The sequence below is a fragment of the Indolivaga capnocytophagoides genome, from assembly GCF_036511535.1.
GTDB classification, from domain to species: domain Bacteria; phylum Bacteroidota; class Bacteroidia; order Bacteroidales; family Dysgonomonadaceae; genus Dysgonomonas_A; species Dysgonomonas_A capnocytophagoides.
In genome coordinates this window covers 4,360,580-4,373,627 of record NZ_AP028867.1, presented here as the reverse complement: position 1 = coordinate 4,373,627, position 13,048 = coordinate 4,360,580, and the positions used below count along the sequence as shown (strand labels likewise).

General features: G+C 37.0%; 7 protein-coding genes. 2 read left to right on the top strand and 5 right to left on the bottom strand.

Features of this window, described 5'->3' with window-relative positions; all coding sequences use genetic code 11:
- Positions 1 to 37: 37 nt before the first annotated feature.
- The 5 genes from AABJ51_RS17625 to AABJ51_RS17605 form a co-directional block, all read right to left on the bottom strand.
- Positions 38 to 1,525 (bottom strand): RagB/SusD family nutrient uptake outer membrane protein, encoded by a 1,488-nt coding sequence (locus tag AABJ51_RS17625; RefSeq protein ID WP_321577310.1) that lies wholly within the window; start codon positions 1,523 to 1,525, stop codon positions 38 to 40.
- Positions 1,526 to 1,535: 10 nt separating this feature from the next.
- Entirely contained in the window at positions 1,536 to 4,688 is a 3,153-nt protein-coding gene (locus AABJ51_RS17620) for a SusC/RagA family TonB-linked outer membrane protein (RefSeq protein WP_338373635.1), read from the bottom strand.
- Positions 4,689 to 5,049: 361 nt separating this feature from the next.
- Positions 5,050 to 6,474, bottom strand: coding sequence for a tetratricopeptide repeat protein (locus AABJ51_RS17615; protein WP_026625568.1), 1,425 nt, complete (start codon positions 6,472 to 6,474; stop codon positions 5,050 to 5,052).
- Between the two features lie 16 nt (positions 6,475 to 6,490).
- The gene (locus tag AABJ51_RS17610; RefSeq protein ID WP_338373633.1) at positions 6,491 to 8,182 is read right to left on the bottom strand and encodes a glutamine--tRNA ligase/YqeY domain fusion protein; all 1,692 of its coding nucleotides are present in this window, start codon (positions 8,180 to 8,182) and stop codon (positions 6,491 to 6,493) included.
- Between the two features lie 124 nt (positions 8,183 to 8,306).
- Positions 8,307 to 8,630, bottom strand: a complete 324-nt coding sequence (locus AABJ51_RS17605) for a hypothetical protein (RefSeq protein WP_035331159.1) — start codon at positions 8,628 to 8,630, stop codon at positions 8,307 to 8,309.
- 558 nt (positions 8,631 to 9,188) lie between these two features.
- On the opposite strand from AABJ51_RS17605, the gene AABJ51_RS17600 reads away from it, so the two are divergent.
- Positions 9,189 to 11,579 carry a TonB-dependent siderophore receptor gene (locus tag AABJ51_RS17600; protein WP_338373631.1) on the top strand — a complete coding sequence of 797 codons (2,391 nt, stop codon included), beginning with the start codon at positions 9,189 to 9,191 and terminating at the stop codon, positions 11,577 to 11,579.
- Between the two features lie 259 nt (positions 11,580 to 11,838).
- On the top strand, positions 11,839 to 12,948 hold the full coding sequence (locus AABJ51_RS17595; protein ID WP_338373630.1) for a PepSY-associated TM helix domain-containing protein: 1,110 nt from the start codon (positions 11,839 to 11,841) through the stop codon (positions 12,946 to 12,948).
- Positions 12,949 to 13,048 lie beyond the last annotated feature (100 nt).

Below are 13,048 nucleotides of genomic sequence, written 5' to 3'. Positions count from 1 at the left end.
TATTTCTGCGTTTTTTATTTTCTTATAAAGAATAGAGTTATTTATAATATGCATTTTGATCTGCATTTGATAAAGCTTTGTTTGCATCTATCTCCTTTTGAGGGATAGGGCATTCAAAACGATCTCCATTGGCAGGAATTTCAACATCTGACCACTGTCCAGTCATCAGTTTACCATCTACCTTACGAGTTAAAGGCAAGCCTCTTCTCTTTATGTCAAATATTCTATGGCCTTCAGCAAAAAGTTCGCGACGCCTTTCGGTTTGTATTTCATCTGCCAAGTTAGTATTGCTTCCTGAATACTCAGACAATCCCCTAGCCACACGTACTGCATTTAAAGCTGCCCGCGCCTTAGTATAGTCTTGACCATCAGCTGCAGCTTCAGCTATAATAAGATCCATCTCTGACCCTCTCAAGAAGTTAATAGCACCTTGTCCCATTGCATATCCTCTGTGACGGATTTTACTTGTAATTAAAGATCCTCCAGTACGATAAAGATATTCGTTTGTTCCATCGATAAGAGGGAAATTCTTCTTTCTTATGTCTGCATCATCAAATAGGTTTACCAGATTACGTGTTACACGAAAAGAACTATATCCATCAACCACATTTTTATATTCCAACTTTCCATCGACGTATTTACCTCCGTCTGCATAATAATAGAAAGCTCCTATAGATAGATAGAACCCATTATCGTCTGCTGATGATTCGAAAGCCCAAATTGTTTCAGAATTATAATCAGAAAAAGTTTCTGTTGCATAAACCGATTTATCCATCAATGTTAACCCAGAAAGAGCTTCTTCTGCATATTTAATCGCTTCTGTACGCTTTTCTGGCATATCTAGATAAACTCTTGCTAAAAGAGCCTTAGCCGCTCTTTGATCGATATAAAGTTTTTTAGCATCTGTACTTACAGTTAACAAACTTACAGCATTTAATAAATCTGTTTCCATCTGAGCATACACTTCTTTTACAGTTGCACGAGGCAATGGTTCATAAGAAGAAGTTGTTCTCAAAACCACACCAGGACTATCCGGAGCATAATTATATGGCTTAGCATATAAACGAACTAAATAATGATATCCGTAAGCACGCAAAGCTGAAGCCTCCCCCTCAATTCTATTGCGTTCCGCACTCTCCGCTAATGTCTTAATATTATCTAAGATAAGATTAGCATTATCTATCATCTTATAAGCTGCCGCCCATGGATCATAGCTATAGCTACTTTGCGGAGTCAAATTATATTGGTAAGTAGGAACAAATCGGCCATAGTTACCAGACTCCGATACATATACATCATCTCCCATTACATCTGGTATAAACCATATATTTTGATACAAATAATGGTTATAAACTCCATCTGATAAACAGTTATAAGTTCCGGTCAGGACTGTTTGTGCTCCTTCCAATGTTTTAAATGGAAGATCCTCTGAAATCTGATCAGAAGGTGTAGTATCTAGATTATCATCACAGGCAGTAAAGATAAACGAAACTGCTGCAAATAATATTATAAATAATTTCTTCATAATGTTCTAATTAAAAATTAAGAGATATACCAAATAGATATGTTCTTGATGGAGGCACTGTTCCTCCACTTGTTAAATAACCATCAACTCCACCTTGTTCGACATCGTACCCTTTGAAGTTGCTGTCCAGATTCCAAATAAACACATTGTCTATACCAGCATATACTCTCAAATTATCCACATAGAATTTTTTAGTTAAGCTAGATGGCAAAGTATACCCAATATTCAAATTACGGAATTTAATATAATCTGCATCATACAAGTAACGAGATGACATATTATGTGAATTGCTCGTATTATTAGCTACAAATAATGGATTTTTAGAAAATTTATTTTCTGGAGTCCATGAATCTAATGCTTCTTTGATTAATTGGTTACCCATTCTATTACCATCGCTCAGCAAATAAGACATATTAGCATCGTAGATTTTACCTCCAAAGCTATAAGTAAACAAAAACGATAGATCAAAACCTTTGTAACGGAATGTATTAGTCAAACCTCCAAATACAGAAGGCAAAGAAGTTCCTAATTTATATCTGTCTGCTTTTGAATATGTATTTGTGGTTTCTCGCTCTCCTGTTGGATTTCCGTTTTCATCTAGCACATTTTTATACCATAGGGGAGATCCTGTTTCCTGATCGACTCCAGCCCATTCCTGCATATAAAATTCATAGACACTATACCCTCTTGTTCTGATCTTAGTTCCTGTATCAGGGTCGATTTCTTGTTCTTCTGGATAAGAGGTAATCTTATTTTTACTATGAGTAATATTAAATCCTGTTTCCCACTCAAAATCTGATGTTTTAATATTCATTGAGGTTAATTCAAACTCAATACCAGTATTACGCATTTTTCCGATATTCTCAATTTTCTCAGTTAATCCACTTGATAGCGCAAGAGGTCTCTTTAATAATAAACCAGAAGAGTTTTTATTATAAAACTCAAGAGATCCAGTAATTCGACTCTTTATATTGAAGTCAACACCCACATTAAAGGTCTTGGCTTCTTCCCATGACAGATCGGGTGATGCAGCCTGCAAGTGAGAAATACCTGGTTGCCCATTATAGTTAGCCCCAGAATCAAACAACCCTAGTGAAGCATATTTACCAATACCTTCTTTACTACCAGACACTCCATAACTTGCTCTTAACTTAGCATCAGTCAACCAAGTTGCTGTAGGCTCCATAAATTTCTCTTGAGTCATTCTCCAGCTACCGCCAACACTCCAAAAGTTACCATACTTATTATTTGCCCCGAAACGAGATGATCCATCTCTACGAAAGCTAAATGACGCATAATACTTACCGTCATAATCGTAATTAACACGGCTCAGATACGAAATCAAGTTTTCTCTATCTGTTTGAGATTTCATTTCCTGCGGAGTAGCTCCCATTCCCAACTCAATTAAATCAAACACAGGAAAACCTGTAGCCTGAGCATATTGATAGTTGTATTTATCTTTTACATTTTCAAATCCGGCAAGAACATTAAAATGATGTTTCTGATTAACTTTGAAATCGTATGTAAGAATAGAACTCAACGTTGTTGTAAAATTCCAAATAGCATATTTACCTAAACGACCGTTAGCCGCAGCGCCATTTCCATGCTCACGATTATACCATCTTTGTTCATCCAAATTTTGATAATCTGCAGTAAGACTGGTTCTCCAAGAGAAACCTTCGAAAAATTTCAGATCAATCCAAGGACTAACAAATGCCCTATATTCTTTTGTAAAATATTTATCTGTTTTAGACAGACCGATCACATTCATATCATTATACAATGGGTTCGTATAATTGTACATAACATTACCTTCAGCATCATATTGAAGGTTAAAATCACTATCCAAATCATAAACCGGTACAGCATTAGGCATGTTTAAAGCATGAACCAAAGGACTAGCTCCACCTCCACCTCCGGGAGGGGTATTTTTCTTGGTCATTGCAAAGTTAGAGTTCACCCCCATTTGCATCCATTTCTTCACATCTGTATTCAAGTTTACACGTCCAGAGTATCTTTCAAAATCAGAAGCAATAACTGTTCCATCTTGCTTCATATATCCCATTGATACAAAATATTTAGTAGCAGTATTTCCTCCTGAGATATCTAAGTTATAATCTTGAGTACCGGCAGTACGATAAAGCTCATCCATCCAGTCCGTATCAATCATCAACTTTGCACCTGAGGTCAAATTGCCTTGTGCATCTAAAGGATTCGATACATTATAAGGATTACGACGATACATGTTTTGAACAGAAGTATTGGCTGCAGTTGCATCCCCTCCATTTATAGCCATATATCCCTCAAAATTTTTCTTATAATGCTCAGACCCACTCATAAGATCATATCCATTATCCATAACCTTAGAATAAGACCATTGAGAACGAAATGCTATTTTCGCTTCTCCACTTGCTCCTTTTTTTGTAGTAATAATAATCACTCCATTTGCAGCCCTTGATCCGTATAATGCAGCAGCCGAAGCATCTTTCAACACTGTTACAGACTCAATATCATTTGGGTTAATTGCAGCTAAAGGGTTAGATGTAGTCCCATATGTTGTCCCATAATCAGGATTATCATTAGCAACACGACTAATACCTTTCGATGCGATAGGCACTCCATCAATGACATATAAAGGAGAGCTATCTCCTGTAATAGAACCAATTCCCCTGATCCTTACTGTAGTTTCCGAACCTGGCTGAGCTGATGAACTTGCAATCTGAAGACCTGGACTAGCTCCTTGTAGAGTTTTTTCGAAAGACGAAGCTGGAATTTTTTCCATAGCATCCGATTTTACAACCGAAGCCGAGCCTGTAAATGTAGATTTTGTAGTTGTACCATAAGCCACAACCATCACTTCATCTATCAACTTAGAGTCATTCTCTAAAACAATTCTAAGGTTTTGACCTGCGGCAACTTCTTTTGTTCTTAAACCGATCAAAGAAATAACCAAAGTCTTTTTATCAGACGGAATATTCAAAGAGAATTTACCGTCAACATCAGTTACTGTACCGACTGTGGTACCTTTAGCAACTACCGAAGCCCCAATAACAGTTTCGCCGGTATCATCAACGATAGTACCGGAAACTTTTGTTGTTGTCTGAGCCACTGATAACCCCACACTTGCTATAATGCAAGTCAAAATCATTATCAATTTTTTCATAAACACTACTTTAATTTTACTCAATTACTTAATTTATAATATTTTACTTAATTTTTACTAAACAATGTTCACAAAATTTCACAAAGCAGGGGACAAATATAATAGTTTTTCACAAAAGACGCAAAAAATAACATTGATAATGCAACTAGATATCCCATTTAACTAGATTTTCGTTAGCTAAATTAACATAGAAACACCGAAAACGACACAATAAGAACTCCAAGCAATATCATTTTGTAAAACAATACATTATTTATCCTTCATTTAACAATAAAAAAAACTGCAATATATCTATATTGCAGTTTTCAATTATCTTTTTGTTATTTTTTTGTTAATTCTAAAGTAACAGACCTACTGATAATCAATACTTCATATTTTTATATAATAATCTACAATCAAATGCTTCATATAACCTATTAAGTAAATAAGAACGTCTATCTTCCGGTATCTGCTCTACATCTTCATCTTGATAAAACAAGACGTAGAACGATTCAAGCTCTTCATCACTAAAAGAGTCTAAGGTCATCCTGTAATTTTCTTTATCTCCTTTTTCAAGATAGAGAAGAGCAAGCCGTCTCAGCGCAAGTGCAGAAGAATCAATACCCAATATTCTTTTTTGCCAATCGATAGCTTTTACCAGATTACCTTGTTTCACATTCACAGAAACAAGTTTTTCCAAAACATCCTCGGTATCGGATTGATGTATAGACAATGCTTTCAGATAAAAAGTCTCGGCTTCGGACATATTATCCAGCCTGTAGTTTAGCTCACCGGCAATCATGTTAGCCTCAAAAGATTCCGGATTTGTAGATAATATCTGATCAATAAACATACGTGCCTGCTCAAGATCGCCTTTCAGTAAATAAGCGTATGCTTTCTTTGCCACTGATTCGGTATTCTCTCCTGCATATTTTTCGTACGCTTCAATATACACCAACATATCATCATATAACTCCAGCTCCATATACGAATCGGCCAAAGACAGATATATAGAATCGTCTTCAGGATATAGCTCCAGGCACTGCTTTAAAACCTCCACGGCATCCTCTGTCCGACCCGATAAAACAAGGCAATGAGCTTTTAATTTAAGGGCAGTAAGATCTCTTTCATCCAAAGTAAGAGCAAAATCAAAAGCATCAATAGCATTTTCATATCCCCCATTTAATGAATGCAATTTCCCCAACATCAACCACCCCTCAAGGGAATATGGGTCGAGATCTAGTATTTTATTACAGATCCGTATGGCAGATTCAAAATCCCCCTTAGCCTCATATCCATATGCTAAATCATCCAAAACCTCCCGATTAGATGAGTCATACTCCAGACTCTTCTCTAAATACAGAATAGCTTCATCGTAATATTCAGCTTCAAGATAGAGAAAACCCAATTCTGACAATATAATATCCAGTTCGGTTTCATCATCATTCAAAACTTCGGATGTCAACTGATAAGCCTCTGCATACAATCCCATATTCAGCAGACATTCTATTTTCATCAGATACATTTCGAAATCATATGTTCCGAAATGGGCATTCAGGAAATACAAGGCTTCAGTATACTTTCCGTCGTATATCATAAATCGGGCAGATTTCAGCATCAACCGCTCATTTTCCGGATGAATACGTAAACCTTGAGCTACTATATCACGTGCAGAATCCAGATCATCTAATTTATCGTAATATTCTGCTAATTCATCATATTCATCAGCATCAAAATAAACAGACTTACCCGACACGAGCATTTGTTCGTACCGGGCTATCAAATCAGATATATCTCTTTCTGCCATATCAGCTACAGAATAATCATTTGTCTTTTATCTTACTCCAAGAATCTTTCAGAGTCACTGTCCGATTGAAAATCAGATGTCCATCCGTCGAATCGGGATCAACACTGAAATAACCAATACGTTGAAACTGGAAATGATCTAAAGCTTTTGCATCTTTCAGGAATGGCTCCGCTTTACATCCAGTTTTCACTATTAATGACTCCGGATTCAAAAAATCTCTAAAATCCTGCTCTTTATCATCGCCCGGATTTTCAACAGTAAACAGACGGTCATACAAACGGATATCTACATCAATAGCATCACTTGTTGAGACCCAATGTATAGTACCTTTTACCTTACGATTACTTTCTGCCATACCGCTTTTTGTCTGCGGATCATATTCAGCATATACTTCCAAGACATTACCATCAGCATCACGTTTACATCCGGTACACTTAATGATGTATGCATTTTTCAGACGCACTTCCTGCCCCGGGGTCAACCGGAAATATTTTTTCGGAGCATCTTCCATAAAATCGTCTCTTTCAATAAACAATTCTTTAGAAAATACCACATCATGCGATCCCGCTCCGGCATCTTCCGGATTGTTCTGAGCCGATAATGTTTCCGCCTCTCCCTCCGGATAATTAGTCAATACAAGCTTAACCGGATCCAATACAACAGAAGCTCGGGTTGCTCTCTTATTCAGGTCTTCTCTTACCGCATACTCCAATAAAGCAACATCTATCACTCCATCGTATTTAGTATATCCGATCTTATCTATAAAACTGCGAATCGATTCAGGAGTATATCCTCTTCTTCTGAATCCGCAAATAGTAGGCATACGAGGATCATCCCACCCGTTGACAAGACTTTCCTTTACCAGCTGCAACAGCTTACGCTTGCTCATCATGGTATATGTAAGGTTCAATCTGTTAAATTCATATTGATGCGGACGATAATCACTATCAGCCAACTGATCTATAAACCAATCATATAAAGGTCGATGCACAACAAATTCCAATGTACATATAGAATGAGTCACACCTTCGAAATAATCACATTGCCCGTGAGCAAAGTCATACATCGGATAAGCATTCCATTTATTACCGGTACGGTGATGAGCCTGCTTAATTATACGATATATGATAGGATCTCGAAAATGCATATTCGATGCAGCCATATCTATCTTGGCACGCAATACCATGCTACCCTCCTCGAAAAATCCCTCATTCATTTTTGTAAATAAATCAAGATTTTCGTCAATCGGACGATTACGGAACGGACTCTCTGTTCCTGCTAAAGTAGGAGTACCTTTTTGCTTAGCAATCTCCTCTGCAGACTGTTCGTCTACATATGCTTTCCCGTCTTTTATCAAACAGATTGCAAAATCCCACAATTGTTGAAAATAATCGGACGCATAATACACGTTAGCCCAATCGAATCCCAGCCATTGAATATCTTCCTGAATAGAATCAACATATTCAACATCCTCTTTTACAGGATTTGTATCATCAAAACGAAGATTACATATTCCGCCATACTGCTGTGCCAAGCCAAAATCTAAACATATCGCTTTTGCATGCCCAATATGCAAATACCCATTTGGCTCAGGAGGAAACCGGGTTTGTAAACGACCCCCATCTTTCCCTTCTTCTAAGTCTTTTACGACAATCGCCTCAATAAAATTCAGGCTTTTCTTCTCTTCAGTAGGCGTAATCTCTGACATTTTTCTATTAAATATTTAGATTTTTACTTTTTAAGGCCTCATACCCTATTACAACTTCCAAGCTTAACGGCTACAAACCATTATCACTCTACAATATATCATTAAATACTATCTTCCAATTTTTCTATTCTACCTGTTTCGAATCTGTTTCGGACGGAGCATTCCGCTGTTCCATTTTAGCGTCCTCAATCCTTGCGCTCTCTTCTAAAAAAGAGCCATACAATTGATAGAATTCATCAAACTTATCTATTTTTTTGTATTTCTCCATTATTTCCTGAACTTCACTATATGCTTTTCCTGCACCGGCCATGTCATTTTCAATGGCACATTGATTTGATATACGGGACAGGTCGGCAGCAGCCCGCGCATCATCTTCCATAGAAGGCTCAGAGCATGCACAAAAAAAAGGGATGAATACCAACAATAATACTATTCTATGCAATCTCATTCGTATAATTCTTTTTTGCAAAGATAAATAAAACAAAACAAACATATCATATTAATATCAATTAGTCATTGAATAATCAGTCCATTAAGACTACACACTTATTCTTTGGCTTACAAAACACTCCAATAACAGGCAGTTACCTATCTAAGAGCAGCACAAAACACTTATCAACACTTGGATATTTACGAAGATAACCCCAGTATAACAAACACTTAAATTTCCAAAAAGAATAAATTACATACTAAAGATATAATTCGGCACACCTCCATAACTCACCTTTACGTCTCAAAAGAGAACGCCAATCAATCAAGAGTAAACAACAGATCCACGAGCTATTATATTAATAAATAAAAAAATGCGACACTCAAACTAATACTCCTCATTTATAGAGATCAACTTTTTCGACATAGTGCAATACCTACATTTTGTTATTTAGACTCTTTAATATACTTATTTATTGCGATTGTTCAACTAACAAAATTCAAAGATCTTTGTACCCAACTCATGGATTTAATATTTCTTAATAAAAATCCCTAATAAATAATAAGTAATTCAGACATGTGTAGAAAAATACTTTTTTCTCTTTGCCTTATTTTTGCATGTATATCATATACCTATGCTCAGAAAGTAAAAGGATATGTATACGACGAAAACGGCGATCCGCTAACATCAGCAACAGTAGTTATAGAAGGTTCTAATCTATCTGCTTTAACAGATAGTGACGGTTCATTTATATTTAAAGGCCTTCCTAAAAACGCTAAAAAAATCACAGTTAGTTTCATAGGCTACAAGCCAAACACTCAAGCTCTTGATTTAAGCAACGAAATGCAAAAATTAAGATTCGACATGCAAGTAAGTAACACTCTCGAAGAAATAGAAGTTTTCGGAGAACGTTACAAACAACCCGAAAAATTGGATGCAATTACTCGTATGCCGCTTCGCCCTAGTGAACAGATACAATCGATCTCTGTTATTTCAGAAAAAGTAATCAGCGAACAAGGAGCCTTAACTATCACTGACGCAGTGAGAAATGTTCCGGGCGTAACTCTTTTTGGATCATACGGAGGAGTAAAAGAAAGTATGTCGAGCCGTGGATTCCGAGGAATACCTGTATTAAAGAACGGCGTACGTATCGACTCTCAATTCCAGACTGCATCAGGTATCACCGACATGCAAGGTATTGAAAGCATACAAATGATAAAAGGATCAGCAGCAGTAACTCAAGGAGTAATCACAGACTTAGGTAATGCCGGTGGTGTAATAAATCTCGTAACAAAAACTCCTAAGTTTATCAATGCCGGACAAGTAGACCTTCGTGCCGGAAGTTGGGGACAATTCCGTCCGACCTTTGATGTGCAAACTGTTCTGGATAGCAAAAAAACAGTAGCATTCCGCTTGAACGGAGCATACGAACGTTCCGACAACTATCGCCCGATCGTATCCACTAACAAGGCATACATCAACCCTTCTTTGGAGTGGAGACCCGATGATAAGACCACAATTAATTTAGAGATGGATTATTTGAACGCTGATGTCACTCCGGCAACAAGCACCGTTAATCTGGGACCTATTTCAGAAGAAAAGCTTTACGATATGCCTCATAACAAATTTCTTGGTTTTAGAGGAGAAAATAACAATACTAAGATATTGACATATTCGGCACGAATTAATCGTCAATTCACCAAAAACTTAAGCGTTAGAGCTGCTTATTTTAATTCGTCGTACAATGTGGATAACACATCAAGCGCGTTATCCGATCTTAGAAAAGTAACGAACTACGAAGATAAAGTACGTAAACTTTCCAGAAACCTGCGTGATGATAAAAACACAACATTCCAATTGGACTTCATTGGCAAAGATGTATATACAGGTTCTCTGAAGCATACATTCCAAGTTGGATTCGATTATAGAATCGCAGACGCAACAACAACTAACCTAGGCTCATTTACTGTAGACACAATAAATGTTATTTCAGGTAATATTAATCATACAATACCCACATATGCAGCAGACAGCCTGAAAAAATATGCTGGCGATCCTGTTCAGTCGAAATACACTACTTATGGGGTAATGGCACAAGAGGTCTTAACTATCAACAAATACATAAAAGCAATCCTTGGGTTAAGATACAGCTCTATAACAACCAATAAAGAAGTAGGATCAGACACTCGTGACGCATGGGATCCAATGGTTGGACTTATGATATCCCCTATCGAAAATGTAAATATATTTGCATCATATACCACAAGTACCAGCTTGAGATCCGCAGCAAACATCCTTACAGATAAAGTAACCGAAGTGGGTCCATCTAAAACCAAACAATTCGAAGCCGGCATTAAATCAGACTGGTTGGATAATCGACTGAGATTCAACTTCACATATTTCCATATTATCAGTGATAATCTATCGAATGCTGAATACGTTGAAGGAACCACAACTACAACAGGATATTACTATAAAGCAGGAGATTTGAAACGTGACGGTATCGAAGTTGAGTTAAACGGACGTATACTTTCAAACCTGCAAGTTATGCTTGGATATGCTTACTTGGATGCAAGATATGACGACAGCCCATCATATGTAAATGGATCTGCACCAATGAATGCTCCTAAACATACGGCAAACGGATGGGTGAACTACACTGTAGACCGAGGTCCACTAAGAGGCTTATCTGCCGGTGTAGGTGTATACTACGTAGGAAAACGTCCGGTTAACGAATTTAGCAATGCATACGACGGACACACATACAATCCGGGGGTAAAACCTTTCGATATGCCTGCTTATACAACAGTAAATGCACAGCTTGCATATAAAGTTGGACATGTAACAACTCGTGTGTTCTTCAACAATGTATTTGATGCTTTAGGATACAACTCTTATTATAGAGGTGGTTATATTAACCAAATTGATCCTCGCAACTTTGCGGCACAAGTATCATACTCATTCTAAATATAAAAACATGAGATAAAACAAAAAAGCTCCCTGAAATTATCAGGGAGCTTTTTTTATCACTATAAGTAATGAGTAGGACCTCGTAATATCATTATTTATTGCGATTGTACAGACTATTCCTCATAACTATCTTTGCAATGTAAGAAATAATATATTTTGACTTTTAAAATACAACTTACTGACTTAATGACAAAATACGACCGATGTTTTGAATGATATTCACTACATCGGTTTTATTTTTATGTAATATCAGATTATGACTACCAGAAAATTCTTCAAAAAAGTACATCTTTGGCTCTCTATACCTGTAGGGCTTATTATCACAATCATTTGTATAACCGGAGCGATATTGACATTCGAAACTGAGATTTTAGAATTAAAGTATCCAGATCGTTATTTTGTAAAAGAATCCAATAAAGAAAAGATACCTCTGCCCGAGCTCATACCTATTATAAGCGATCAGTTAAAAGAGAAAGACAATGCCATTGCCAGTATAAAAATAACATCTGATCCCCAAAGAACTTATACCGTCGGATTACAAAAAGGAATGAGATCTTCCGCTTTCGTTGATCCGTACACCGGAAAGATTACAGGTACATATAATTTCAAGGACAGTTCTTTTTCGACGGTGATGTCTCTCCACCGATGGCTACTTGATGGAACTCGTACATGGGGCAAATATACCGTAGGTATTACCACTATTCTCTTTGTTTTCATTCTTATCAGCGGAATAGTATGGTGGGCTCCAACCGACAGAAAGAAATGGAAAAGCAGATTTACCATTAAAACGACAAGCGGAGCTAAAAGATTTTTCTACGACCTGCATCTTGTGTTAGGTATATACGCCTGCATATTCCTTTTGCTTTGCTCGTTAACAGGACTAATGTGGTCTTTCGAATGGTATAGAAACGGAGTAGGCACAATATTCGGTGCAGAAAAAGCTGAACAACGAGGTGGCGGTCACGGAAGAGGAGGTAATAGTGATGATAAAAAAACAGACATCAACCCTATGACATGGGCGACAGCTTTTGCCAATATCGAAAAAAGTGATGCAAATTACCAATATATAACGATAAACGACGGAGCTGCTACAGTATTACCAAAGTCTGCATCACACTCAAGAGCTACGGACAGATACAAATGGAACAAAAAGAACGGAGAAGTTACCGAAATCAGCAAATTCGGGGATAAAACAACATCGTCATCTATTATGTCTTGGGCTTATGCCTTGCACGTAGGAGCCTATGGAGGAATATTCACTCGCATATTGACTTGTATAGCATGTATAATAGGAGCATCTCTGCCTCTCACCGGATATTATATATTCTATCGCAAACACCTGAAAAAGAAACCAAAGAGAGCTTGAGAAGCCATTCCCTTTCTTAAGCTTTTATAAAACTAAAAGGATGATATGCGATATTTAAGCCTTTTTGTTTAATTTCGCAAGCTGGACAATAGTCGTTTTG